Here is a 24,078-nt window from a genome sequence, read left to right as displayed (position 1 = left end):
TCAGATCTCCGTCCCGAACTGGGTGGAGAAGCGCACGTCGCCCTCCACCATGTCGTGCATGTCCGCGATCGAGTGGCGCAGCATGAGCGTGCGCTCGATGCCCATGCCGAACGCGAACCCCGTGTACTCCTCCGGGTCGATCCCCGCCGCGCGCAGCACGTTGGGGTTGACCATGCCGCAGCCGCCCCACTCGATCCAGCCGGCCCCGCCCTTCTTCTGCGGGAACCACAGGTCCATCTCGGCGGACGGCTCGGTGAACGGGAAGAACGCGGGGCGCAGGCGCGTGCGGGCCTCGGGGCCGAACATCGCGCGCGCGAACGCGTCGAGCGTGCCCACGAGGTTGGCCATCGTCAGCCCCTTGTCGACGGCGAGGCCCTCGACCTGGTGGAAGACCGGCGTGTGCGTCTGGTCGAGCGCGTCGGTGCGGAACGTCTTGCCCGGCACGGCGACGTAGAGAGGCACGCCGCGCTCCAGGAGCGAGCGCGCCTGGACCGGGGACGTGTGGGTGCGCAGGACCAGGTTCGACTCGGCGCCGTCGGCACCCGCGACGTAGAACGTGTCCTGCATCTGCCGCGCGGGGTGGTCCGGGCCGAAGTTCAGCGCGTCGAAGTTGAACCACTCGGCCTCGACCTCGGGGCCGTCGGCGATCTCCCAGCCGAGCCCGACGAAGAAGTCGGCGATGCGCTCCTGGACGAGCTCGATCGGGTGGCGCGCACCCGCCGTCGTGCGCTGGACCGGCAGGGTGACGTCGACCGTCTCTTCCACCAGGACCCGGGCGTCGCGCTCGGCCTCGAGCTCGGTCTGGCGCGCGGCGATCGCCTGGTTGATCCGGCCGCGGCGCGGTCCGACGAGCTTGCCCGCCTTCGCCTTGTCCGGGCCGGGCAGCGCACCGATGCCCCGGTTGGCGAGGGCGAGGGCGCTGCGGTCCCCCGTGTGCTGGGTGCGGACGGTCTTCAGCGCGTCGAGGTCGCCGGCCTGGGCGATGTCGTCGAGGGCGGCCTTGACCGCGGCGTCGAGCGCCGCCTCGTCGAGCGGATCGATGGGTGCCTTCTCTTCGGGCGTGGACATGCTTGCCTTCCTGGCGGATTCGGGAGCCGGCTCCGGTCCCCTGCGCGGGGACCCGCATACCGGCATCTGAAGTCTAGGTGCCCGCCAGGGCTCAGGACGCGTTGTCCACAGGGGCAGATCAGTGCCCGCGCGCAGCGGTCGCCGCGCAGCCCATGGCGGGCTGCGTAAATCGGCGGGTCAACGGCTGCATGCCGCCATCATTCCATGCGCCCACGGAACCGGGCAACGGGATCGGTGGGGACGGGACGCCGTGCTTGGCACACTTTTTCTACGGGCGTGCCGGCGGAGAGCGGGTGCGTGGGCGACGGCTCAGCCGTCGAGCGACCAGGTCTCCACGACGTCGTAGAGCGGCCCGCCCTGCGGCCCCTCCCCGGGGCGCGACTCGACGAGCGCGAGGGTGTCCGCCGTCCATGCCGGCCCCGCGTAGACGGACAGCGCCTGCGCGGCGGGCTCCAGCGCGGAGCGCGGCTCGCCACCGCCGCGCTTGCCCCAGCGGTCCCGGCCGCGCGGCGGCTTCACCTGGCCGGCGCGTGCCCGGGCCACGGTGACGTGCGCACGGTGCGGCTTCACGTCGTCGGGCACCTCGCGGGGCGAGGCCGCCAGGCAGTCGGCGGCCAGGTCGCGCAGCGCGTCCGTCCGCCCGTCGACGCCGATCCACAGGACGCGGGCACCGAACGACCCGGCACCACGCAGCCGCAGGTCGACCGGGCCGTGCTTGCGCGCCACGGCAGCGAGCTCCTCGCACAGCTCAGGGACCGTCCCCTCGGGCAGGTCGGCGTAGAACGCGAGCGTGATGTGCAGGTTCTCCCGCGGCACCCAGCGCGGCGACGCGGGTACGCCGTCGATCGCGAGCTCGAGGTGGTCAAGGACGCTCGGGGGCGGGACGACCGCCGTGAACAACCGCACGGCACGATCCTAGGCGCGAGCGCGCCCCGCCCCGCCCTACCTGCGGCGGCGGGTCAGCGCCCAGCCGACGACGACGGCCGCCAGCACGAACGCCACCTGCCCGCCCAGGACGATCCGGTTCACGTCGAGGGCCGGCACCCAGCGCACGCCACGGTCGTCGAGGACGAAGGCTCCGGCAGGTTCGGCGCGCCGGCCGAAGCCCACGCCCCCACCCCCGCCCTCGGCCGGCGGGCGCGGCTCGTCGCCGGCCGGCGCACCGTCGGCGGCCGGGGCCTCCGCGTCGTCCGGTTCGGCGCCCGGCTCGGCAGCGGGACCGGCCGCCGACCCGGCGTCGCTGCCACCCCCGCCGCCCGCACCGCCTCCGGAGACCACGCGCACCGCCGGGACGACGACCACACCGTCGCGCTCCACCGGCTCGCCGTACACCTGCCGCACGCCGAACGACTCGGCAGCGGCCTCGCTGATGCGCCTCAGGTCAGGGATGTACCTCATCCGACCACGGTAGTCCGGACACCGTGGGCCGGACACCGTGAGCGTGGGCACGGCTCAGCGCTGCGCGCGGCTGCTCGCGTACAGGCAGACCGTGGCGGCGGTCGCCAGGTTGAGCGACTCGGCCCGTCCCCGGATCGGCACCCGGACGACGGCGTCGGCCAGGGCCCGGTGCTCCTCGGGCAGCCCCCAGGCCTCGTTGCCGAACACCCAGGCCGTCGGGCCGGCGAGGTCGGGCGCGGTGCCGCTCCCGGCGTCGTCCAGCAGGTCGTCGAGGTCGAGCGCGCCCGCGCCGTCGGCCGCGAGCACGAGGCAGCCCGCGGCCCGCAGCTCGGCCAGCGCCGCGTCGAGCGGGATCCCCGCGACGACGGGCAGGTGGAACAGGGAGCCGGCGGTCGAGCGCACCACCTTGGGGTTGTGCACGTCGACGCTCTCCCCCGCCAGGACGACGAGGTCCGCCCCGGCGGCGTCCGCGGCGCGGATCACCGTGCCCGCGTTGCCGGGGTCGCGCACGGCCGCCAGCACGGCCACGAGCAACGGCCGCCCGGCCCGCTCGGGGTCGCGCGCGGCCAGGGCGTCGGCCAGGGTCGGCGCCTCGCCGCGCACGACGGCGAGCACACCCTGGGCGTCGGGGCTCATCGCCTCGAGCACCTCGGGCGTGCCGACGTGCAGGTACAGGCCGGCGGCGCGCGCGTCGCCGACGATCTCGGCGTACCGCTCCGCCGCCGCCGGCGTCAGGTAGACGTCGCGGACGGCGGCGGGCGCGTGCCGCACGGCCTCGCGCACGCCCTGGGGGCCCTCGACGAGGAACTGACCGTGCCGCGAGCGCGCCGAACGCCCGGACAGTGCTCGCACCTGCCTGACCCGGTCGGCTCGCGGGTTCGCGAGCGTCGCGTCAGGCACCGGCACCGTCCGGGCGTCCGGGATGTTGCTCAACCTCAGGCAGCGGCCGGGGCGTTGACATCCGCCGGCAGCGCGTCCTTGGCGACCTGGACGAGGGCGTTGAACGCGGCCACGTCGTTGACCGCGAGCTCGGCGAGCATGCGGCGGTCGACCTCGACACCAGCGGCCTTGAGGCCCTGGATGAGGCGGTTGTAGGTCAGACCCTGCGCGCGGGACGCAGCGTTGATGCGCTGGATCCACAGCTTGCGGAAGTCGCCCTTGCGCGCCTTCCGGTCCCGGTAGGCGTAGACGAGCGAGTGGGTGACCTGCTCCTTCGCCTTCCGGTAGAGGCGCGAGCGCTGGCCGCGGTAACCGGCGGCGCGCTCAAGGGTTGTACGGCGCTTCTTCTGGGCGTTGACTGCCCGCTTCACGCGTGCCACGTGAGACTCCTTGTACTTCGGGGCTGGAAGGGTTCCGGGCGGCGCCGGTCAGGCGCGCGCCGAGGTCACTTACCGAGCAGCTTCTTGATCTTCTTGACGTCGGCCGGGGCGACGACCTGGTCCATGGCCAGACGACGCGTACGACGGCTGGACTTGTGCTCGAGGTAGTGGCGGGCGTTGGTCTGCTCGCGCATGACCTTGCCGCTACCCGTGACCCGGAACCGCTTCTTGGAGCCGGAGTGCGTCTTGTTCTTCGGCATGACTGCCGTCTCTCCTCATGTCGGTCACCGCTGCTGGAGCGGCGACGTGTACCAGGGCCGGTAAGCCGGCCCGGTGCCGTTGTGGTCTGGGCGACCTCAGCCGGCCTTGCGCGGGGCGCGCGGCTTGGGGGCCACGGGCTTCGGCACCGGCTTCGGGGTCGGGGCGGGCTTGGGAGCCGCCTTCGCCGCGGGCTTGGCCGCCGGCTTCGCAGCGGGCTTGGTCGCCGGCTTGGGCGCCGCCGGGGCGGGCGCCTCGGCGACAGGCTCCTCGACGGGCGCCTCGACAGACTCCGCCACGGCCGGCTCCTCGACGGGCTCCGGCGCAGCGGGCTCCTCGACGGGCTCCGGCGTGGCGACGGCTGCGGGCTCCTCGGCGACGGCCTCGGCAGGCTCCGCGACCTGGTCCTCGACGACCTCGTCGACGTCGGGCTCCTCGGCCGCACGGGCCTGGGCCTTCGCCTCCGACTTGGTCATCCGGCCCGCGTTCACCTCGGCCGCACGCTTGCGCTGCTCGACCTTGGCGTCCGCCTTCTTCTTGACCGGCCCGAGGACCATGGTCATGTTGCGGCCGTCCTGCTTCGGCATCGACTCGACGAAGCCGAGCTCCGCCACGTCCTCCGCGAGACGCTCCAGCAGACGACGGCCCATCTCCGGGCGCGACTGCTCACGGCCGCGGAACATGATCATGACCTTGACCTTGTCGCCGGCCGAGAGGAAGCGCTCGACGTGGCCCTTCTTGGTGCCGTAGTCGTGCGGGTCGATCTTGAGGCGGAACCGGATCTCCTTGAGAACCGTGTTCGCCTGGTTGCGCCGCGCCTCTCGCGCCTTCATGTCGGACTCGTACTTGAACTTGCCGAAGTCCATGAGCTTGGCGACGGGCGGGCGGGCGTCCGGCGCGACCTCGACGAGGTCGAGGTCAGCGTCCTGGGCGAGCTTCAGGGCGACCGCCGTGGCAACCACGCCGACCTGCTCCCCGCCAGGGCCGATGAGACGGACCTCGGGGACACGGATCCGGTCGTTGATGCGAGGCTCGGTGATGGTGATGCTCCTCAGAAGTCGTTGATTGACCACCAGGAACGGGAAATGGCCCCCGCCCTGAACACAGGTGGAGGCCATCACGAGGAAAGGACACGAAGGTCCGGTGACGACGCCACCAGCCCTGCGTACCCGACCAAGGACCCGGCCTCTGTCGGCGCCGTGCGGCGCTCTGTCGTGACTCGGGTGGGATGGGATCCACTTTGCGCACCCGGCTCTCACCGGGTCGGTCGTACGGACACGATATCAGGCCGACGAGCCCTCCCGCCAGGCGACCCGGTGTGAGGTCGGCCGCCGTCGCACGAGCGGGTGAAACTCGTGGCCCACGTTACTGGAATCATTCCAGAAAAGGGGTTAAGGTGCTGGCTATGACGTCGACCGCCCCCGCTCCCGCCGCGCCCGAGGACCTCCTCCGTGGCGCCGGGCTGCGCGTGACGGCCGCCCGCGTCGCCACGCTGCGCGCGGTGGGCGAGCGGCAGCACGCCACGGCGGACGACGTCCTCGGCTCCGTCCGGGCAGAGCTCGGCACCGTGTCCGTGCAGGCCGTCTACGACGTGCTGCACGCGCTCACCGACGCGGGCCTCCTGCGCCGGATCGAGCCCGCCGGCCACCCCGCGCGCTACGAGCGGCGCACCGGCGACAACCACCACCACGTCGTCTGCCGCTCCTGCGGGGCGATCGGCGACGTGGACTGCACGGTGGGCCACGCACCCTGCCTCACGCCGAGCGACGACAACGGCTTCGTCGTGGAGACCGCCGAGGTCACGTACTGGGGCCTGTGTCCCCACTGCCGGTGACCCGGCGGCGACCCCGCACCGGACCGGCACCGGCCCGGCACGAACAGACCCGCAAGAACCCCCGCTAGCAGCACAGGAAGGCACGTCTGAATGACCACGCCCTACACCACCACGCAGACCGGCACCCCGGTCGCCAGCGACGCCCACTCGCTCACGGTCGGCGCCGACGGCGCGACCGTGCTGCACGACCGCTACCTGGTCGAGAAGCTCGCGCAGTTCAACCGCGAGCGCATCCCGGAGCGCATCGTGCACGCAAAGGGCGGTGGCGCCTTCGGCGAGTGGGAGATCACCGGTGACGTGTCGCAGTACACGCGTGCGGCGGCCTTCCAGCCCGGCGCGAAGGGCGAGGTGGCGCTGCGCTTCTCGTCCGTGGCCGGCGAGATGGGCTCCCCCGACACCTGGCGCGACGTGCGCGGCTTCGCGCTGCGCTTCTACACGACCGAGGGCAACCTCGACATCGTCGGCAACAACACCCCGGTGTTCTTCATCCGCGACGCGATCAAGTTCCCGGACTTCATCCACTCGCAGAAGCGCCTGCCGTGGTCGGGCCTGCGCGACGCCGACATGCAGTGGGACTTCTGGACCCTGTCGCCGGAGTCGGCGCACCAGGTCACCTACCTCATGGGCGACCGCGGCCTGCCCGCCTCGTGGCGCGAGCTGAACGGCTACGGCTCCCACACCTACCTGTGGACCAACGCCGCGGGCGAGAAGTTCTGGGTCAAGTACCACTTCATCTCCCGCCAGGGCGTGAAGTTCCTCAGCAACGAGCAGGCGCAGCAGATCGCCGGCGCGGACGCGGACTACTACCGCCGCGACCTGTACGAGGCGATCGAGCGTGGCGACAACCCGGTCTGGGACATCAAGGTCCAGGTCATGCCGTACGAGGACGCCAAGACCTACCGGTACAACCCGTTCGACCTGACGAAGGTGTGGCCGCACGCGGACTACCCGCTGATCCACTTCGGCCACTTCACGCTGAACCGCAACCCGCGCAACCACTTCGCGGAGATCGAGCAGATCGCGCTGTCGCCGGCCAACCAGGTGCCCGGTACGGACATCTCGCCCGACAAGATGCTCATGGCCCGCGTGTTCTCCTACCCGGACGCACAGCGCTACCGCGTGGGCACCAACTACCAGTCGGTGCCGGTCAACCAGCCGCACGCCGCGCCGGTGCACAACTACTCGCAGGACGGCTCGCAGCGCCACCACTTCAACGACGTCGGCGTGCCGAACTACGCGCCGAACTCGTTCGGTGGCCCCGCCGCCGACCCGGCCCGTGGGCACGACGGCGCCTGGGCCTCGGACGGTGAGCTGGTCCGCACCGCGGCCACGCTGCACAGCGAGGACGGCGACTTCGTGCAGCCCGGCATCCTGTACCGCGAGGTCTACGACGACGGCGCCAAGGCCCGTCTGCTGGAGACCCTGACCGGCCAGGGCCAGTCGATCACGATCGACGACATCCGCGAGCGGTTCTTCCAGTACTGGACGAACGTCGACGCGGAGCTGGGCGCCAAGCTGCGCGCGGCCGTCGCCGCCGCCTGACCCGTCCGGGGTCGGTAGCGGGTCCCGCTCGAGAGGGCCGGGCACCCCACGGGGTGCCCCGGCCCTCTCACGTGCCCGCTCGTGTGTCCGCTCGTGTGGTGAGGGGTTTCCGCCGAGCTCGGCGGGAGGGGTTTCACCCGGCCGGTGGTGCCGCTAGCGTCGGCGGTGGCGCCTCTAAAGCGGTTTAGGCGCCGCACCGCCCGCTCGTACCGCCCGGAGACCAAGGGAGCCAACGATGTCCCGCTCGCTCGCCCGAATCGGCGCCGCCCTCGCGGCCGGCCTGCTCGCCCTGACCGCCGCGGCCGGACCTGCCGCCTCCGCACCACCGCCCGCACCCGACCAGGCATTCGACCAGGCATTCGACCAGGCGCCCGACGACGCCTCGCACCGCGTCCTCGCCTTCTACCAGACGATCTACGAGACCGGCTCGGACGGCGTGCGCCGGTACGTCGACCCGAAGCCCCTCGTGGGCTCGGTCACCGACGTCAACATGGGGGCGATCCACCTCAACGCCGACGCGTCGCTCACCGTGAACGACATCCCGGCCGACCACCCCGAGCTCGACGTGATGTGGGACGACCTGGCCACGATGCAGGACCAGGGCGTCACGGTCAGCGCCTTCCTCGGCGGGGCCGCCCCGGGCACGTACCGCTACCTGCGTGAGGACTTCGACCGGTTCTACCCTGTGCTGCGCGACTTCCTGCGCACGTACGGGCTGGACGGCGTGGACCTCGACATCGAGGAGACGTTCTCCCTCGACGACACGATCCACCTGATCGACGCGCTGCGCGCCGACTTCGGCCAGGACTTCGTCGTCACGCTCACGCCCGTGGCCACCGACATGGCCGGGCGGACCAGCTTCTCGGGCGGCTTCTCCTACGCCGAGCTGGAGCGGCGGGCCGGCGACCGGATCGACTGGTACAACACGCAGTTCTACTGCGGCTGGGGCGACCTGCGGTCGACCACGGTGTACGACCAGATCCTCGCCAACGGCTTCACCCCGGGCCGCGTGGTGGCGGGCACCGTGACCAACCCCGCCAACTGCGGCGGGTACGTCGACTGGCCCACCTTCGACGCCACGGTGGGCACGCTCGTGGCCCGCCACCCGGACTTCGGCGGCGTCTTCGGCTGGGAGTACTTCAACTCCGTCGGGTACGACGGCGGTGACCGCACCTCCTGGTTCGCGCACGTGGCGGACGTCGTCGGCCGCTGACCCTGCCCCGAGCACGGCCCGCCCCTGGGCCTGCCGTCCCTGCCAGGACTTCTACCAGGACGGCAGGCCCAGCGCGGCCAGCGCCGAGCGCAGGTGCTCCCGGCCGCGCAGCGAGCCGTTGCCGCGCAGGCGCGTCACCGCGCGCGCGACCCAGCCGCCCTCCAGGCCCTCGTCCCGGTAGAACTCGGCCATGCGTCGCTCGTAGGCGGCCACCGGCCGCAGCTGGCGGTTCACGTCGTACGTCTCGTGGTGCAGGACGGCGGCCTGCGGCAGGCGCGGCTTGACCCGCCCCGGGCAGCCGGGGTCGGGGTGACCCACGACGAGGCCGACCACGGGCGCCGCGCCGCGCGGCAGCCGGAGCTCGGCAGCCAGGGCCTCCGGAGCGTCCCGGACGCCTCCGAGGTAGACCGTCCCGAGCCCGAGCGACTCGGCCGCGACGACGGCGTTCTGCGCCGCGAGCGCCGCGTCCAGGAACGCGGCCACCGTGGTCTCGAGGTACCCGGTCGCCGGGACGCTCCGGCCGCGGCGGGCGGCCAGGGTGCGTACGCGGGCGACGTCGGCGACCCAGACCAGCAGGAGGGGCGCGCAGCGCACGTGGTCCTGCTCGCCCGAGAGCTTCGCGACGCGCGCGAGGCGCGCGGGGTCCGTGATCGCGACGACGCTCCAGAGCTGGAGGTTCGACGACGTCGGGGCGGACTGCGCGGCGGCCACGAGCGTGGGCAGCACCGACGGCGCGAGCGGGCGGGGCAGGAACCGGCGCACGGACCGGTGGGCGAGCTGGACGTCGAGCACCGACCGGGGCAGGTCGGCCGCGGCGGCGACCGTGGCGGCGACCTGCGGCGCGGCGGCGTCGGCCCGGCGTCGGCTCACGCCGTAGCGGGCGGCCACCTGGGCACGTGCCACGGCGAGGCGGCCGGGCCGCTCGGGCGCCTCGCGGTGGCGGACCGGCCGGGCGTGGGCGGTCCGGCCGGCGGGTCGGGTCGTCGGGTCGGGAGCGGTCTCGGTCGGGGTGGTGACCGGAAAGGCGTCGATGGCTGTCATGAGAGCTCCGTGGGGTGGACGGAAGGCTACGCACTCACGTTCAGGGTGGTTTCGTCAATGCCCTGATTCGCCGTCTCACATGCCGGGAGGGCTGCGTTGCCCCGCCGTCGGCCTGTTCTCGGCCTGGAGTGCGCGATCGGGTCAGTATATGGACTCTTGAGAAGTTTTGTGGACTCGTCGGATTTCTTCCTGTTCGCGGCGCCCGTCATGCGCTGAGCAGCCGGCCCGTGGGGACCGCGCGCGGCGCGGTCCCGGCGTCCGGCAGGCCGAGCGCGCCGCGCAGGGTCGTCGCCGTGCGTGCGGTGCGGAACAGGCCCGCGCGCTGCAGGGCCGGCACGAGGTGGTCCGCGATCGAGTCCAGGTCCGCGCCGAGCGAGGAGGGCCGCAGCAGGAAACCGTCCGCCGCCCCCACCGCCGCCCAGTCCGCCAGGAGGGTCGCGAGCTCGTCCGGCGTGTCCGCGACGACGAGCGCGCCGCCCATGGGCGCGGTCCCCTCGAGCGCCTCGACGAGCTCGAGCCGCGCCCGCGCACCGGCCCGCTCCTGCGCGAGCACCACGTACACCTCGACCAGCACCCGGACGGACTCCGGGTCCCGCCCGGCGGACAGGGCCGAGTCGCGCACCAGCCGGCGCAGCCGCGCCGCCTGCGCGGTCTCGGTCGCCACGACGCGCGCGACGTCGGCCGTGCGCCCGGCGAGCGCCGCGCTCGCCGCGGACCGCACCCGTACTACGACGGGCGGGCGCACCCGTGACAGCGCCCCGCCGACGCCCGCCGTGCGCCCGCGGACGGCGAACCGGATGCCGTCGTGGTCCACCCGGAACCGGCCGTCGGCGTCGAGCTCGACCGCACCGGAACCGGAACCGGGCCGCCCGGTCCAGACCTGGTGCACCGACTGGATGCCCGGCTCGACGCGCGCCGCCCAGGCCTCGTCGGCCTCGGCGACGGCCGTCTGCCGGGCCGCCTGCCAGCCCGCCCGGCCCCCGCTCGCCCGGTCCACGCTGCTCAGGGCGACGGCGGCGTGCGCGGCCTCGACGTGCACCGTGTCGACCGCGGGCACCAGGCCCACGCTGGTCGTGACGCGCGCGGCCCGGGCCGCGGCCACCACGGTGTCGAGCCGGCCGGTGACCTGGCCGCGCCCGGGGTGCAGCAGGAAGTCCTCGTCGAGCGTGACGAGGTCGAGCAGGCAGCGGTCGGCGGTCCGCACGAGCTGCAGGAAGCGCTCGCCGTCGAACGGCCGCGGCGGGACGGGGCCGCGGGACCGGTGCGCACCCGGTCGGGCGCCGGCGGCGGTCAGGTCGACGCCCAGCGCGAGCGGGCGGAGGGAAGATCTGAGCGAGGTGGGCTGCGGAGGGTAGGGCACGGCGGGGCTCCGTTCGGGCTGCGGCTGCGCGACCGTCCACGGCGCCCTGCCGGCGGCGCGGGAGGGCGCGCGACGGCGGGTGCACCGGGGCGGGGGGCTACCGGAGGGCAGGCGAGAGACGTCGGAGGACGTGTGGGGGCTGGGTCGGCCGGACCGGGCGCGGTCAGCGGACCGAGGTCGCGGCGGTCAGCGACACGACCGGCGACACGACATGGCCTCGTGCGGGGTGTCCTCGTGCGGGCCGGCGCAGGGCCGGACGGAGGCGGTGGGCGGCAGGGACACGTGGACGGCGGGGGCGGTGCTCCGGGTCATCGTCGTTCTCCTCACCTGCTCGCCTGCGGCGAGCGACGCGTGTTGTCCGCCGCCGGTCGGCGACGGGCCTGGTCCTCACCCGGGGCACCCACCCGCGCGGGGGGTTGCCGTCCGACCAGCCGGGGCTTGGCGTCGGAGCTCATGACCTTGCCGGGACGGATCCACTTTTCCTATCAGTCCGATCGGAATAATGGATCTGTCTCGATGGCGAAGAAGATACGAAGAGACCTGCCCGTCGTCAACGCTCGCCGGAAACTTCTCACATGCCGGACCACCCCCGCACCCCGGTGCCGGTGGGGTGCGGGGGTGGGGGGTGGTGCGTCAGGGGCGGGTCAGGAGCTCGATCTGGGTCAGGGTGCCGCCGTCCGCGAGCTCCAGGCGCAGGCCCGTCAGCGGCACGGGCTCGTCGAGCACGAAGGGGCGCAGCTGGCCCGGCCAGGGCCACCGCTCCCCGGAGCGCTCGTCCAGCACCCGCCCGTCGTCGGCGACCAGGCGCCAGGCCGACGGCGGCGCACCGGCGCCCGCCGAGGTCAGCGTGTAGCCGACGAGCGCCCCGCCCGATCCGGCGTCCGCCGGACGCCACTCGAGCGCGCCCGACACCTGAGCGGGCGTCGTCAGGTCGCCGTCCGTGAGCTCCTGCAGGGGCCCGTCCGCGCCGCGCCAGGTGCCCGCCGCCCGGCCCCAGGGGCCGTCGGACGGTCGCGGCGAGCCGCCCGCCGCACCCCAGCCGGCCGGCGTCGCCGACAGCGCGAACCGCAGCGTCGCTCCCCCGGTCAGGTCGCCGTGCTCCACGGACGGCACCTCGACCGCCCGCTCGGCCCCGGCGCCGTCGACCAGACAGAGCCCCGCCACGTACCAGCGCCGCGCCGCGTCCGGCGCCTCGACGACGAGGTCGCCGCCGGGCCGGTGCACCACGGCGCGCTCGAACAGCGGCGAGCCCACGGCCCACCGCGACGAGCCGATCTCCAGCGGGTACAGCCCCAGCGCGGAGAGCACGTACCAGGCGGACATCTCGCCGTTGTCCTCGTCGCCGTGGTACCCCTGGCCGATCTCGCTGCCGGTCCACAGCCGCGCCAGGATCTCGCGCACGGTCTCCTGCGTACGGTCCGGCCGCCCCGCGAACAACCACACGTAGGGGATGTGGTGCGAGACCTGGTTGGACTGCCCGAGCTGCCCGAGCCGCACGTCGCGCGCCTCGACCATCTCGTGGATCGGCTGCCCGTAGGAGCCGGGCTTGTCGGCACGCTCGGGCGTCGCGAAGAACCGCTCCAGCAGCGCCTCCAGGCCCGCGGGCCCGCGGTGCAGCGCCGCGAGGCCCGCGCCGTCGTGCACGGGGTGGAACAGGAAGTTCCACGCGTCGGACTCGGTGTAGTCGCCGCCCCACGCGTCGGGGTCGAACGGGCCGGGCGCGAAGGCGCCGTCCCGCCCGCGGCCGCGGAAGAAGCCCGTGCCGGCGTCGAACAGGTGCACGTAGCCGAGCGAGCTCTGGTGCAGGTAGGCGGCCTCGTCGCGCAGCGCGCGGCGGCGCTCGTCCGGGGTCGACGGCGCGTCGGCGAGCGCCCGCGCCATGCGCGCCAGCCCCGCGTCGTTGATGTAGCCCTCCAGGCCCCACGACACCGACTCCTCGACGTCGCGCGGCACCCAGCCGCGGGTGAGCGCGAAGGCCTGGCCCTTGCGGCCCACCCCGGGCAGCCCCGGCAGGGCGGTGGCGTTGCGCAGGCCGGCGTCGTAGGTGGCCAGGGGGTCGGGCAGGGGGACGTCGCGCAGGTAGAGGTCGGCGAAGGCGACGTCGGACGAGGTGCCGGTCATGAGGTCGGCGTACCCCGGTGACGACCACCGGGCCACCCAGCCGCCCTCGCGGTACTGCTGCACGAACCCGTCCGCGAGCCGTGCGGCGACCTCGGGGTACAGCAGGGCGTAGGCGGGCCAGCAGGTGCGGTAGGTGTCCCAGAACCCGTGGTTGACGTACATCTCGCCGGGGCGCACGGGGGCGCCGTCGAGCACGGGCGAGGCGTGCACGGGCGCGCCGTCGGCGTCGGTCTCCGTGTAGGAGGAGGGATAGAGGTTGAGCCGGTACAGGTTGGAGTACAGGGTGACGAGCTGCTCGTCGGTGGCGCCCGCGACGTCGAGCACGCCGAGCCGCTCCTCCCAGAGGGCTCGCGTGCGCTCGGCCACCTCCTCGAAGGTGCCGGACACCTCGCGCCCGAGCGCGCGCCAGGCGAGGTCCTCGCTGATGTACGACGTCGCCACGCGCACCTCGACCGTGCGGCCCGCCTCCCCCGCCGCCGGATCGAGCGCGACCGTCGCGTAGGTGGCGTGGTCGCGGCCGGCGGCCCGCCCGGTGCGGAGCACGGACCGGGAGATGCGGCCCACGACGTACATGCGGCTGCGGCCCACCGACAGGGTGCTGCCGTGGTCGCTCCAGCCGGTGAGGGTGCCGTCGTCGTGCACGGTGACCTCGACGGGGGCGCCGTCGGCCCCGGCGTCGCTCACGGCGTCGACCACGAGGTGCCCCGTGGCGGCGCCCGGTGGGAAGGTGAACCGCAGCACGCCGCCGTGGTCGGACGCCGCGACGGCCACGCGCGCGCCGCCGTCCAGGTCGACGTCGTAGCGGTGCGGGCGGGCGGTCTCGGCGTCGTGCGAGAAGGCGAGCGAGCGGGCCGCCAGGCCCGCGTCGGGTACCTCGACGCCGTCCCGTGCGGGGACGAGGTGGAACGCGAGCTGGTCGCGGTCGCCCATCCAGGGGCTCGGCACGTGCGAGATGCCGACGCCCTGCAGGCGCGGCCGGTTGCCCGGGCCGTTGTGCGCGGCCCACGAGTACATCCAGCGCTCGGTCGCGGCGTCGGTGAGCGGCACCCAGAGCGTGAAGCCGTTGGGCACGGCGGCGGCGGGCACGTTGTTGCCGCGCGAGTAGGCGCCGGAGGAGTGCGTGCCGCGCCGGGTGTCCACCAGGTCGGTGCGCCCCGTGCCGGCGCGCGGCTGCCGGAGGGCCACGGTCACGTCGTCGAACCAGACCTCGGTGCGCCCGCCGTCCGGCGGCGCGGTGACGACGGCCGCGGCGCGCACGCGGCGGCCGGGCAGGCCCTCGGCGGCGGCGTCGAGGTCGACGCGCACCACGTTCCAGTGGTCGGCGACGAGGATGCGGGCCGCGCCCTGGCCCTGCGCGGTGGCGGGCATGCCGTGCTGGTCGGTCAGCGCACGGCCCGGCCCGGTCTCGGTGAGCCAGGAGCCGTCGTCGAGCAGCAGGTCGACGGCGACGTGCGTGGAGCGGTAGGTGAGGTCGGCGTCGAGCACGGGCAGCAGCGCCCAGCGCAGGGTGAGGCCCGCCTCCAGGGGCACGTCGAGGCCGTCGAGCACCACCGTGCGGCCGGGGCCGTCGTGCTCGACGAGCCGCGCGTGCTCGCCGGTCAGGCCGACGCCGGGCCGGCCGGCGGGGACGTGCGCCGGGCCGGTCATGCCGCCACCCCCGGGACCGCACCCGTGCTGCCGCGCACCGTGAGGGCGGGCGTGGGCGCGGTGACGACGTCGGCCACCGCCTGGCCGCGCACCACCGACAGCACGGTCCGCGCCACGAGCTCGCCGAGCTCGAACGTGTCGCGGGTCATGGCGGTCAGCGGCGGGTGCGCGAGGCGCACCAGCTCGGAGTCGTCGAAGGAGGCGACCGAGACGTCCCCGGGCACACCGAGGCCGGCCTCGGCCAGCACGGTGACGCCCGCGAGCGCGGCCACGTCGGAGTCGTACACGATGGCAGTGGGCCTTTCGTCGTGGGCGAGGAGCGCCCGTGTCGCTGCCGCGGCCTCGTCCTGCGAGAAGTCCGTCGGCACGGTGGTGATGTCCAGGCCGAGGCGCGCCCCGGCGTCGTGCAGGGCGGCCACGCGGCGTGCGGAGTGCACGTAGGCGGAGATGCCGCCCACGTGACCCACGCGCACGTGGCCGAGCCCGGCGAGGTGCTCGGCGAGCGCCGTCATCGCGGCGTGGTCGTCGGCGAACACCGCGGGCACGGGCCCGGGCGCGCCGTCGCCGCCCACCAGCACGGCGGGCAGGCCCATCTCGACCAGGGCGTCGGGGCGCGGGTCGTCCTGCTCCAGGTCGAGCACGACGACGCCGTCGGTGCGCCGCTCGGCCGTCCACCGCCGGTACACGTCGAGCTCGGCGGCGGTGTCCTCCACCACGAGGAGCTGGAGCGCGACGAGGTCGGCCGACAGGCGCGCCTGCAGGCCCGAGACGAGCTGGGCGAAGAACGGCTCGACCCCGAGCGTCCGGGCCGGGCGGGCCACGACGAGCCCGATCGTGTCGGCGCGCCGCCCGCCGAGCGCGCGGGCGGCGACGTTGGGCCGCCAGCCCAGCTCGGCGACGGCCGCCAGGATCCGCGCCCGGGTGGCGTCGCTGATGCCCGGCCGGTCGTTGAGCGCGAACGAGACCGCCGTCGGGGACACGCCCGCGCGGGCGGCGATGTCGGCGATGGTGGGCCTGCGGCCCGGACGGCGTGCTGTGGTCACCCCTTGATCGCCCCCTCGTCGACCCCGCGGAAGAAGTACCGCTGCAGGGCCGCGAAGAAGACCACGATCGGGACGAACGCGATCATGGTGCCCGCCGCCACGACGCGCGGGTTGTTCGTGAACGTCCCGGACAGGTACTCCAGGCCCACGGTGAGCGTGAACTTCTCCGGCGTGGTGAGCACGATGAGCGGCCACAGGAAGTCGTCCCACGCGCCGATGAACGCGAAGATCGCCACGACCGCCAGCATGCCCAGCACGTTGGGCACGCCCACGTGCCACAGCCGCTGCCAGGCGTTCGCGCCGTCCACGATCGCGGCCTCGTCCAGCTCCTTGGGCACGGCGACGAACGCCGTGCGCATGAGCAGCACGTTGAGCATGCCGACGGCACCGGGCAGCGCGACGCCGAGCAGCGTGTCGGCGAGGCCGAGCTGCCGGATGGTCAGGTACTGCGCCACGATCGTCGCCTCGCCGGGCAGCAGCATGGTGAACAGGATGGCCCCGAGCACGAGCCGCGCCCCGCGGAACCGCAGCCGCGCCAGCGCGTACCCGGCCAGGGTGGCGCCCACGATGTTGCCCACCACCACGATGCCCGCCACCACCAGCGAGTTGCCGGCGAACCCCAGGATCGGCACGGCCTCGAACGCCCGGGCGTAGTTGTCCAGGGTGGGCTCGCTCGGCACGAAGCTCGGCGTCGAGGTGTAGACGTCCTCCCCCGCGCCCTTGAGCGACGTCGACAGCTGCCACAGGAAGGGGCCGACCGTCACGAACAGCGCCACCACCAGGAGCAGGTACCGCAGCACGACCTCGCGGGGCGACGGCGTCGAGAAGCCGCGCGCGCCGGTGCGGGCGGTGACGACCCGGGCGCCCATCAGCCCCGCCCCCGGTTGATCCGCGCGATGAGGAGCAGCGGCGCGAGCGTGACGACGAACAGCAGCAGCGAGAGCGCCGAGGCGTACCCGAGGTTGCCGCTGAACCCGCGCGCGTACATCTGGATGAGCATGACCACGGACACGTCGGCGCCCCCGACCCCGCCCGTCCCGTCCGTGAGCACGTAGAGCTCGGCGAACACGCGCAGCGCGGACACGGTGATCATCACCGACACCAGCAGCATGGTGTTGCGCACGCCCGGCACGGTGACCGACCAGAACCGGCGCAGCGCGCCCGCGCCGTCGACGGCGGCGGCCTCGTGCAGCTCGCGCGGCACGCCCCCGAGGGCCGACAGGTAGATGACCATGTAGTAGCCCAGCCCCTTCCAGATCGTCAGGCTGATGGCGCTGAAGATGACGAGCCAGCGGTCGGTGAGGAACGGGATCGCCTCCGTGACGAACCCGAGCCGCAGCGCCATGGCGTTGATGACGCCCCGGTCGTCGAGCAGCCAGCCCCAGATCAGGGCCACCACGACCGCCGAGGCCACCACGGGCGTGTAGAACGCGGTGCGGAAGAACGCGATGCCGGGCAGCTTCTTCTCCACGAGCACCGCCAGCCCCAGCGGCACCAGGAGCAGGAACGGCACGCACACGAGCATGTAGACGATCGAGTTGACCAGCGCCGTGGCCAGCTGCTCGTCGGTGAGCATGCGCTCGAAGTTCTCCAGGCCCACCAGCTCGCCACCCGACAGCACCCGCACGTTCGTGAACGCGAGGAACACGACGTTCGCCGTCGGCCAGAGGTTGAAGGCGAGCAGGAACACGAGCGCCGGCGCGACCAGCAGCCACGGCGTGAACCACGCGTGGGTGCGGGCCGCGTGGCCCGGGCCGGCCGCGGGCAGGGCCCGGACCAGGAGGGTCCGGGCCCCGCGGGACGGCGTCCGCGACGACGTCCGTTCCGCTGGGCGGGTCGCTGGGCGGGTCATTGGTCGGCGAGCAGCTTGTTGCACTCGTCGACCGCCGCCTCGAGGGCCTCCGCGGAGGTCTTGTCCCCCGCGATCGCCGCCGCGAACTGCTGGTTCACGATGGTCACCATCGCCTCGGTGACCTCGACGGGCTGCAGCACCCGCGCCGTGGTCAGGTTGCCGAACGCGATCTGCTTGGCCGCGCCCTGCGGGGTGCCGTCGCTCTCGGCCAGCTCCGGGTTCTCCTGCGAGGACGTGGTGGACGGGAAGATGCCGGGCACCTGCTCGGCGAACTCCTCCTGGTTGGCGGCGTTCGTCAGGAACTGCGCCAGCGCGAGCGCCGTGGCCGGGTTGTCCGACCCGTGGGAGACGGACACGCCCTGCACGTACAGCGGCGTGGCGCCGATGTACGGCGAGGACGTGATCTTGCCCTCCAGCGAGGGGTTGTTCTCCAGCACGCTGTCGATGAAGTTGCCGCCACCGGTGGTCCACGCCACCTTGCCCTCGGTGAAGAGCTGGCTGTTGCCCAGGTAGGCGTCGGTGAGCACGTCGTCCGGCAGCAGGCCGTCGGCGTACGCGTCGCGGTACACGTCCAGGATCGCCGCTGCCTCGGGCGTGTCGAACGTGAACTGCGTGCCGTCGTCCGACAGCACCGGCAGGCCCGCCGCGGCGAAGTCGCCCAGGCCGGGCTTGCGGCTCATCAGGTACTCGCCGGTCGCGTCCTTCATGGTCTGCGCCTGGGCGACGAGCTCGTCGAGCGTGGTGGGCAGGCGGGCGGGGTCCAGGCCCGCCTCCTCGAGCATCTCGGTGTTCCAGTAGTTCAGGTCCGTGGTGAGGTACCAGGGGTAGCCGTACGTGCCCTCGATGCCGCCGTAGCGGTACGCGTCGAGCGCGCCGGCCACGTAGGTGTCCGCCAGTGTGTCGTCGACGGTCGAGAGGTCGGTGAGCAGGCCCTCGCGCGCCAGCGAGAGCGCGAAGTCCGGGGGCAGGTTCGTCACGTCGGGCAGCTCGCCAGCCGCGGCCTGCGCGAGCACCTTCTCGGAGTAGCCGTCGCCGGGCTGGTCGAGCCAGGTCACCGTGGTGCCCGGGTACTGCTTCTCGAAGGCGTCGATGACGCCCTCGACGTAGCCGGTGAAGCTGGGCTTGAGCGCCCAGGTCTGGAGCGTGACCTCGCCGGTCACCTCGCCCGAGGCGTCCGCCGCCTCGGTCTGCTCGCCGCCGCCCGTGCCGTCGAGCGCACAGCCGCCCAGGGGCAGCACGGTCAGCACGGCCAGGGCGAGGCCCGCGGCCCCGAACCTCCGTGAGTTCATGACAGTTCCTTCCAGCAGAAGCCTCGTCGCGCCTGAGGTCGATGTCGTCGCCGTGCGCCGACTAAAGCGCTTTAGCGCGCCCAGAGTCCCGCTGCTCCGGCACGGGTGTCAAGAGCTGACGCCACCCACGTGCCGGACGTACGGGCCGCCGGTGCGACCCGTACGTCCGACACGTGCGGTGCTCTCGTCAGGCGCGCGTGAAGCGCAGGGTGCGCACCTCGAACGGGCCCAGGTCGACCGCGACGGCGTCGGCGACCGGCAGGGCGCCGTCCGTGACGTCGTCCTCGATGAGGCTGACCGTGCGCGCACCCGACACCGGCACGGCCACCGTCACGGTGCCCGACGCGCGGCGTCCGAGCGCCTCGTAGACCCGCACGACGAGGTCGCCGGACCGGTCGTCGGCCAGCTTGACCGCCGACAGCGTCACGCCGCCGGACACCGCCACGAGCGGCTCGACGCCCGCCGCGCCCCGCAGCTCGCGCGGCCGGGCGCCGAACGTCGTGCCCGCCTCGGTCGCGCCCGCGACGTCCACGCCGACGACCAGACCGTAGCGGTGCGTCTGCACGCCCTGGTCCGTCTCCGGGTCGGGGAACCGCGGGGCGCGCAGCAGGGACAGGCGCACCGTCGTCGTCACGTCGGGCGAGCCCGCCGCCGGCGCGACGCCGCCGTCGGACACCTCGCGCGTCACGTCGTACCCGTACACCGAGTCGTTGACCAGGCCCACGCCGAAGCCCGGCTCCTCGGCCAGCACCCACCGGTGCATGGAGGTCTCGAACTTCGCGGCCTCCCAGCTCGTGTTGGTGTGGGTGACGCGCTTGTGGAAGCCGAACTGCGTCTCGGCCGCCACGTGCTCGGCGCGGACGTCGAGCGGGAAGGCGACCTTGAGGAACTTCTCCGCCTCGTGCCAGTCGGTGGCCATGGTGACCTCGAGCGTCCGGCTGCCCGGCGCCAGGGTGAGCACCTGGTCGAGGCTGGAGGACGAGAACACCCGGTGCACGCGCACCACGGCCACGCCGTCCTCGACCGCCGCCGAGACCTTCTCCGCCTCCCGCAGGTCGGTCACCGAGTTGCGGTAGAACCGGTCCACGTCCCAGGCGTCCCACTTGTTCGGGAAGTCCTGGTGCAGCTGCAGCACGTTGGCCTCCCGGCCCGGCGCCACGGCGTCGCGGCCCGTGGCCAGGTCGACGGCGGAGGTCACGTGCCCCGCCGCGTCCAACGTGATGCGGACGAGGTCGTTGGCGAGCTCGTAGCCGCCGCCCGGCAGCTCGGTCAGCGTGCTCGACGACGCCTCCGGGTCCTGCGCCGGTGCCACCGCGAGCGCGGGCACGCCCGCCTGGGCGAACGCCGCCGGGTTGGCCCGCAGGGGCACGTCGCCCTCGCCGGCCAGGGCGCGCAGCGACCGCTCGATGATCTGCTGGGCGCCCGCCGTGACCACGGCGTGCCGCTCCACGGCCTCCCGGTGCACCCAGGCCACGGACGTGCCGGGCAGGATGTCGTGGAACTGCATGAGCAGCACCTGCTGCCACAGGTCGTCCAGCTCGTCGTACGGGTACGGCGTACCCGTCCGGGCCGACGCCGCGGCGGCCCACGCCTCGGCCTCGACCAGCAGCTGCTCGTTGCGCCGGTTGCCCTGCTTGGTCTTGTGCTGCGAGGTCAGGGTGGCGCGGTGCAGCTCCAGGTAGAGCTCACCCACCCAGACAGCGCTGTCACCCGGCCCTGCCGCGTCGATCTCCGCCCGGGCGCGCTCGAAGAACGCGTCCGGGTGCTCCCAGCGCACCTTGGCGCTGCCCTCGAGGTCGGCCAGGCGCTCGGCCTTGCCGGTCATCTCGCGGGTGGTGCCACCGCCGCCGTCGCCCCAGCCCACCGGCGCGATCGAGCCCGTGGCGTGCCGCGCCTCGCGGAACTGGCGCGTGGCCCGCGCGAGCTCCTCGCCCGAGAGCTGCGAGTTGTAGGTGTCCATGGGCGGGAAGTGCGTCAGCACGCGGGACCCGTCGATGCCCTCCCACCAGAAGGTGTGGTGCGGGAAGACGTTGACCTGGTTCCACGAGATCTTCTGCGTGAAGAACCAGTCGAAGCCCGCGCGGCGCACGAGCTGCGGCAGGGCCGGCGAGTAGCCGAACGAGTCCGGCAGCCAGACACCGTGCGTGCGCAGGCCGAACTCGCGCTCGAAGAAGCGCTGCCCCTGCGAGAACTGGCGGGCCAGCGCCTCGCCCGAGGGCATCACCGTGTCGGACTCGACCCACATGCCGCCCAGCGGCAGGAACCGGCCCTTGGCCACGGCCTCCTTGATCCGCTCCCACACCTCGGGGCGGTGCTCCTTGACCCACGCGTACTGCTGCGCGGAGGACATGCCGTACACGAAGTCCTCGGTGCGGTCGATGAGGTCGGCCATGGACGACGTCGTGCGCGCGACCTTGCGGATCGTCTCCCGCACCGGCCACAGCCAGGCCGAGTCGATGTGCGCGTGCCCGACGGCGGAGATCTCGTGGGCGCTGGCGTCGGCCGGGCTGGCCAGCACGTCGGCGAGCCGCGCCCGGGCGGCGGCCGCCGTCTGGGGGATGCGCTGCAGGTCGAGCACGTCGAGCGCGTCGTCCAGCGCCTGCAGCACACGCATGCGGCGCGGGCCCGCGGGCAGCTCGGCCTGGAGCTCCAGCAGCACCTCGACGTCGAGCGCGAGCGCGTGCACCTCGGCCTCGAAGATCGCCAGGTCCAGGCGGCGCGTCGTGTACAGGGGCCGCGGGGACGACGTCCGGACGTCGCCCTCCTGGGTCTGCCGGAACGCGTCGTGCCCGAGCAGCACCGGGTTGGAGGCGGCCTCCAGGAACAGCTCGACCCGCTCGCCGCCGGCCGCCTGCTCCGCCACCGGCACGTACTGGTTGCGCGGGTTGATGGACTTCACGGTCGTGCCGTCGGGCCGGTACACCAACGCCTCGGCCTGGAAGCCGGGCATGCTGCTGTCGAACCCGAGGTCCAGCACGGCCTCGATCGCGCGGCCCGCCCACTCGGCGGGCACGGTGCCCGTCAGCCGGAACCACGTCGTGCCCCACGCCGGACCCCACGGGGTGCCGACCTCGTAGGGCTCCATCGCCAGGGCGAGGCCCTCGGTCGGGGGGATCGGCTCCCCCGGCAGGGCGTGCCACTCGACCTCCAGCGGGACGGACGTCCCGTGGACGGCCGGCCAGATGCGCTCCGTGAGCACGCGTGTCGCGCGCCCGGTGGTCAGTGTGATGTCGTCGTGCATCGAAGAGGGCCTCCCCTGTGTCGCCGTTGAACGCACGCAGGCTAACCCACCTCGGTGGGACGACCCGGTGGGCGTCTCGGTGAGTGTCCCGGTGGACGTCCGCACCCCCGAGGGGATGAAAGGATGGTCCCCATGAGCAGCACCGACGAGACAACCACCGGCGCGGCCTTCGGCCTCGCCCCGGACGACACCGCTCCGGTGGGCGCTGACCAGGCAACACGCGATATCGCGGAGGTCGCGGCGGTCGAGGTCATCACGACCGCCGCCGTGCACCTGATGAGCGCCGCGGCCGTCAAGTGCGGCCTGGCCGAGGGCGACGACGCCGAGGAGCTCACGGACCTCGACGAGGCCCGGAAGCTCATCACGGCGCTGGCCGCGCTCGTGGTCGCGAGCGCGCCCGACATCGGCAACCAGCACGCCCGCTCGCTGCGCGACGGGCTGCGCAGCCTCCAGCTCGCGTTCCGCGAGGCGTCGGTCATCCCGGACGCCCCGGGCGAGGGTCCGGGCGAGAAGTACACGGGTTCCGTCGTCTGATGACCGAGGCTCCCGTCGTGACGGCCCCCGGGCCCGCGCCCGCCCCCGGTCCGCGCCGGGGTTCCCGCTGGCTCGCCGTCCTCCTGGTGGCCACCATCGCCGTCGGCGCCTACCTGTGGGTGACGACCGTCCGCTGGCAGCACAACGCCGCCCAGTGGGAGGACAAGGCGCACGAGTACGCGCAGGAGGTGGCGTCGCTGCGGATGCAGCTCGACGCCGCCGGCTCGGAGCTGCAGGCCGCACGCGACCAGCTCTCCACGGCCACGGCGCGCATCACCGACCTGGCGAACGAGAAGGCGCAGCTCGGTGACGAGAACGTCGCCTCGCAGCAGTACCTCGACTACCAGACCCAGGTGAGCGCCGCCGCAGGCACCGTGGCCTCCGCGCTGGGGCAGTGCGTGTCGGGTCAGGAGCAGCTGGTCGGCTACCTCAAGGAGGCCGACCAGTACCAGGCCGAGGACCTGCGCCGCTACGAGCGCGAGGTCAACGCGCTGTGCGACGAGGCCGAGCGGGCCAACCAGGCGCTGCAGCAGGAGCTGCGCCCGTGAGGACGGTCGGCCGGGCTCCGGCGCGTGCGGGCCGCGCCCTGCTCGCCGCGCTGCTCGTGGCGGGGCTGCCCGCGCTGTCCGGCTGCGGCGTCCTGCCGCCCATGCCCGAGCCGGTACCCACGGACATCGTGCCGTCAGCGCCCGTGGCGCTCTCCCCCGCGGCGGGCGGCGACGCCCTCAGCCCGGACGGCTTCGACGCCGTGGAGCGCATGGCCGTGCGCATCCGGAACGTCGGCTGCGAGGAGCTGTCCACCGGTTCCGGCTTCGCGATCGACGACCACACGCTCATCACCAACAAGCACGTGGTCGCGGACTCGCGCGGCCTGGAGGTCAGCACGTACGACGGGCACGACATCACCGTCGGCGCGACGTCCACGGCGGGGCTGGCCGACCTCGCCGTCGTCCGCACCACCGACCCGCTGCCGTCGTTCCCGGAGCTGGCCGAGGCCGACCCCGAGCCCGGGGACCCGGTCACCGTGGTGGGCTATCCCGCCGGCGGCGAGCTGACCGTGACCCGGGGCGAGGTCATGGGCAGCACGCGCGACCCGCTGAACGCCAACCTCGGCGAGGTGCTGCTCACGGACGCACCCGTGGAACCCGGCTCGTCCGGGTCCGCGGCGCTGGACGACAAGGGCCGCGTCATCGGCGTCGTCTACGCCAAGACGGCGGACGACAACAGCCTGCTGGTGCCCCTGTCGACGCTCCAGGACATGCTGGCGGACGACACGGCGTTCACGCCCGCGAAGGGCTGCTGAGCCCCACCGGGCGCC

The 24,078-nt window shown here is 73.7% G+C and carries 21 protein-coding genes and 1 riboswitch; of the genes, 6 read left to right on the top strand and 15 right to left on the bottom strand.

Annotation, left to right across the window (positions count from 1 at the left end):
• The 7 genes from pheS to infC all read right to left on the bottom strand — a co-directional run bounded on the left by pheS (position 1) and on the right by infC (position 5,161).
• Entirely contained in the window at positions 1-1,068 is a 1,068-nt protein-coding gene (gene pheS, locus APR03_RS06965) for a phenylalanine--tRNA ligase subunit alpha (protein WP_253833974.1), read from the bottom strand.
• Between the two features lie 309 nt (positions 1,069-1,377).
• Positions 1,378-1,974, bottom strand: coding sequence for an RNA 2',3'-cyclic phosphodiesterase (gene thpR / locus APR03_RS06960; RefSeq protein WP_253833972.1), 597 nt, complete (start codon positions 1,972-1,974; stop codon positions 1,378-1,380).
• Between the two features lie 36 nt (positions 1,975-2,010).
• A complete protein-coding gene (locus tag APR03_RS06955) occupies positions 2,011-2,466 on the bottom strand; it encodes a hypothetical protein (protein WP_253833970.1) in 456 nt (151 codons plus the stop codon).
• Between the two features lie 54 nt (positions 2,467-2,520).
• Positions 2,521-3,366, bottom strand: a complete 846-nt coding sequence (locus APR03_RS06950) for a TrmH family RNA methyltransferase (RefSeq protein WP_253833968.1) — start codon at positions 3,364-3,366, stop codon at positions 2,521-2,523.
• Positions 3,367-3,401: 35 nt separating this feature from the next.
• Positions 3,402-3,785, bottom strand: a complete 384-nt coding sequence (gene rplT, locus APR03_RS06945) for a 50S ribosomal protein L20 (protein ID WP_108490904.1) — start codon at positions 3,783-3,785, stop codon at positions 3,402-3,404.
• A gap of 65 nt (positions 3,786-3,850) precedes the next feature.
• Positions 3,851-4,045 (bottom strand): 50S ribosomal protein L35, encoded by a 195-nt coding sequence (rpmI, locus tag APR03_RS06940; protein WP_119137562.1) that lies wholly within the window; start codon positions 4,043-4,045, stop codon positions 3,851-3,853.
• Positions 4,046-4,141: 96 nt separating this feature from the next.
• Positions 4,142-5,161 (bottom strand): translation initiation factor IF-3, encoded by a 1,020-nt coding sequence (gene infC, locus APR03_RS06935; protein ID WP_253833966.1) that lies wholly within the window; start codon positions 5,159-5,161, stop codon positions 4,142-4,144.
• Between the two features lie 287 nt (positions 5,162-5,448).
• Between infC and APR03_RS06930 the strand changes: the two genes are divergently transcribed.
• The 3 genes from APR03_RS06930 to APR03_RS06920 all read left to right on the top strand — a co-directional run bounded on the left by APR03_RS06930 (position 5,449) and on the right by APR03_RS06920 (position 8,632).
• Positions 5,449-5,877, top strand: a complete 429-nt coding sequence (locus APR03_RS06930) for a Fur family transcriptional regulator (protein WP_253833963.1) — start codon at positions 5,449-5,451, stop codon at positions 5,875-5,877.
• Positions 5,878-5,967: 90 nt separating this feature from the next.
• Positions 5,968-7,419 (top strand): catalase, encoded by a 1,452-nt coding sequence (locus APR03_RS06925; RefSeq protein ID WP_253833962.1) that lies wholly within the window; start codon positions 5,968-5,970, stop codon positions 7,417-7,419.
• Positions 7,420-7,654: 235 nt separating this feature from the next.
• Positions 7,655-8,632, top strand: a complete 978-nt coding sequence (locus tag APR03_RS06920; RefSeq protein ID WP_253833957.1) for a glycosyl hydrolase family 18 protein — start codon at positions 7,655-7,657, stop codon at positions 8,630-8,632.
• Positions 8,633-8,683: 51 nt separating this feature from the next.
• Here APR03_RS06920 and APR03_RS06915 read toward each other — a convergent pair whose 3' ends face one another.
• The 8 genes from APR03_RS06915 to APR03_RS06880 form a co-directional block, all read right to left on the bottom strand.
• Positions 8,684-9,673 (bottom strand): NADPH-dependent oxidoreductase, encoded by a 990-nt coding sequence (locus APR03_RS06915; protein ID WP_253833955.1) that lies wholly within the window; start codon positions 9,671-9,673, stop codon positions 8,684-8,686.
• A gap of 205 nt (positions 9,674-9,878) precedes the next feature.
• On the bottom strand, positions 9,879-11,033 hold the full coding sequence (locus APR03_RS06910; protein WP_253833953.1) for an LLM class oxidoreductase: 1,155 nt from the start codon (positions 11,031-11,033) through the stop codon (positions 9,879-9,881).
• Between the two features lie 346 nt (positions 11,034-11,379).
• A riboswitch (SAM riboswitch) is annotated at positions 11,380-11,492 on the bottom strand.
• A gap of 174 nt (positions 11,493-11,666) precedes the next feature.
• The gene (locus APR03_RS06905; protein WP_253833952.1) at positions 11,667-14,801 is read right to left on the bottom strand and encodes a GH92 family glycosyl hydrolase; all 3,135 of its coding nucleotides are present in this window, start codon (positions 14,799-14,801) and stop codon (positions 11,667-11,669) included.
• Positions 14,798-15,844, bottom strand: a complete 1,047-nt coding sequence (locus APR03_RS06900; RefSeq protein WP_253833951.1) for a LacI family DNA-binding transcriptional regulator — start codon at positions 15,842-15,844, stop codon at positions 14,798-14,800. The genes APR03_RS06905 and APR03_RS06900 overlap by 4 nt, the downstream gene beginning before the upstream one ends.
• Positions 15,841-16,713, bottom strand: a complete 873-nt coding sequence (locus APR03_RS06895) for a carbohydrate ABC transporter permease (RefSeq protein WP_253833950.1) — start codon at positions 16,711-16,713, stop codon at positions 15,841-15,843. The genes APR03_RS06900 and APR03_RS06895 overlap by 4 nt, the downstream gene beginning before the upstream one ends.
• Entirely contained in the window at positions 16,713-17,696 is a 984-nt protein-coding gene (locus tag APR03_RS06890; protein WP_253833949.1) for a carbohydrate ABC transporter permease, read from the bottom strand. The genes APR03_RS06895 and APR03_RS06890 overlap by 1 nt, the downstream gene beginning before the upstream one ends.
• A complete protein-coding gene (locus APR03_RS06885; RefSeq protein WP_253833948.1) occupies positions 17,693-18,985 on the bottom strand; it encodes an ABC transporter substrate-binding protein in 1,293 nt (430 codons plus the stop codon). Before APR03_RS06885 ends, APR03_RS06890 begins: the two co-directional genes overlap by 4 nt.
• A gap of 187 nt (positions 18,986-19,172) precedes the next feature.
• The gene (locus tag APR03_RS06880) at positions 19,173-22,226 is read right to left on the bottom strand and encodes an alpha-mannosidase (RefSeq protein WP_253833947.1); all 3,054 of its coding nucleotides are present in this window, start codon (positions 22,224-22,226) and stop codon (positions 19,173-19,175) included.
• A 132-nt stretch (positions 22,227-22,358) separates the two neighbouring features.
• On the opposite strand from APR03_RS06880, the gene APR03_RS06875 reads away from it, so the two are divergent.
• The 3 genes from APR03_RS06875 to APR03_RS06865 are packed head-to-tail and all read left to right on the top strand — an operon-like array spanning position 22,359 to position 24,063.
• Positions 22,359-22,760 carry a DUF1844 domain-containing protein gene (locus APR03_RS06875; RefSeq protein ID WP_253833945.1) on the top strand — a complete coding sequence of 134 codons (402 nt, stop codon included), beginning with the start codon at positions 22,359-22,361 and terminating at the stop codon, positions 22,758-22,760.
• Positions 22,760-23,308: a hypothetical protein gene (locus APR03_RS06870; RefSeq protein ID WP_253833943.1), complete on the top strand. Its 549-nt coding sequence runs from the start codon at positions 22,760-22,762 to the stop codon at positions 23,306-23,308. Before APR03_RS06875 ends, APR03_RS06870 begins: the two co-directional genes overlap by 1 nt.
• Positions 23,305-24,063: a S1C family serine protease gene (locus tag APR03_RS06865; RefSeq protein WP_253833941.1), complete on the top strand. Its 759-nt coding sequence runs from the start codon at positions 23,305-23,307 to the stop codon at positions 24,061-24,063. The genes APR03_RS06870 and APR03_RS06865 overlap by 4 nt, the downstream gene beginning before the upstream one ends.
• Positions 24,064-24,078: the final 15 nt, after the last annotated feature.

Source organism: Promicromonospora thailandica, from assembly GCF_024171955.1.
Taxonomy (GTDB): Bacteria; Actinomycetota; Actinomycetes; order Actinomycetales; family Cellulomonadaceae; genus Promicromonospora; species Promicromonospora thailandica.
Note: the sequence above shows the minus strand (reverse complement) of the source record. Positions and strands in the feature narration are given on the sequence as shown.

Excerpts from the sequence above, each read along its gene's own strand:
- APR03_RS06920 (WP_253833957.1), top strand. The coding sequence starts at position 7,655 with ATGTCCCGCTCGCTCGCCCGAATCGGCGCCGCCCTCGCGGCCGGCCTG.
- APR03_RS06925 (WP_253833962.1), top strand. The coding sequence starts at position 5,968 with ATGACCACGCCCTACACCACCACGCAGACCGGCACCCCGGTCGCCAGC.
- APR03_RS06955 (WP_253833970.1), bottom strand. The coding sequence starts at position 2,466 with ATGAGGTACATCCCTGACCTGAGGCGCATCAGCGAGGCCGCTGCCGAG.
- APR03_RS06930 (WP_253833963.1), top strand. The coding sequence starts at position 5,449 with ATGACGTCGACCGCCCCCGCTCCCGCCGCGCCCGAGGACCTCCTCCGT.
- APR03_RS06905 (WP_253833952.1), bottom strand. The coding sequence starts at position 14,801 with ATGACCGGCCCGGCGCACGTCCCCGCCGGCCGGCCCGGCGTCGGCCTG.
- APR03_RS06890 (WP_253833949.1), bottom strand. The coding sequence starts at position 17,696 with ATGACCCGCCCAGCGACCCGCCCAGCGGAACGGACGTCGTCGCGGACG.
- APR03_RS06875 (WP_253833945.1), top strand. The coding sequence starts at position 22,359 with ATGAGCAGCACCGACGAGACAACCACCGGCGCGGCCTTCGGCCTCGCC.
- APR03_RS06885 (WP_253833948.1), bottom strand. The coding sequence starts at position 18,985 with ATGAACTCACGGAGGTTCGGGGCCGCGGGCCTCGCCCTGGCCGTGCTG.
- pheS (WP_253833974.1), bottom strand. The coding sequence starts at position 1,068 with ATGTCCACGCCCGAAGAGAAGGCACCCATCGATCCGCTCGACGAGGCG.
- infC (WP_253833966.1), bottom strand. The coding sequence starts at position 5,161 with ATGGCCTCCACCTGTGTTCAGGGCGGGGGCCATTTCCCGTTCCTGGTG.
- APR03_RS06870 (WP_253833943.1), top strand. The coding sequence starts at position 22,760 with ATGACCGAGGCTCCCGTCGTGACGGCCCCCGGGCCCGCGCCCGCCCCC.
- APR03_RS06915 (WP_253833955.1), bottom strand. The coding sequence starts at position 9,673 with ATGACAGCCATCGACGCCTTTCCGGTCACCACCCCGACCGAGACCGCT.
- APR03_RS06895 (WP_253833950.1), bottom strand. The coding sequence starts at position 16,713 with ATGGGCGCCCGGGTCGTCACCGCCCGCACCGGCGCGCGCGGCTTCTCG.
- rpmI (WP_119137562.1), bottom strand. The coding sequence starts at position 4,045 with ATGCCGAAGAACAAGACGCACTCCGGCTCCAAGAAGCGGTTCCGGGTC.
- APR03_RS06880 (WP_253833947.1), bottom strand. The coding sequence starts at position 22,226 with ATGCACGACGACATCACACTGACCACCGGGCGCGCGACACGCGTGCTC.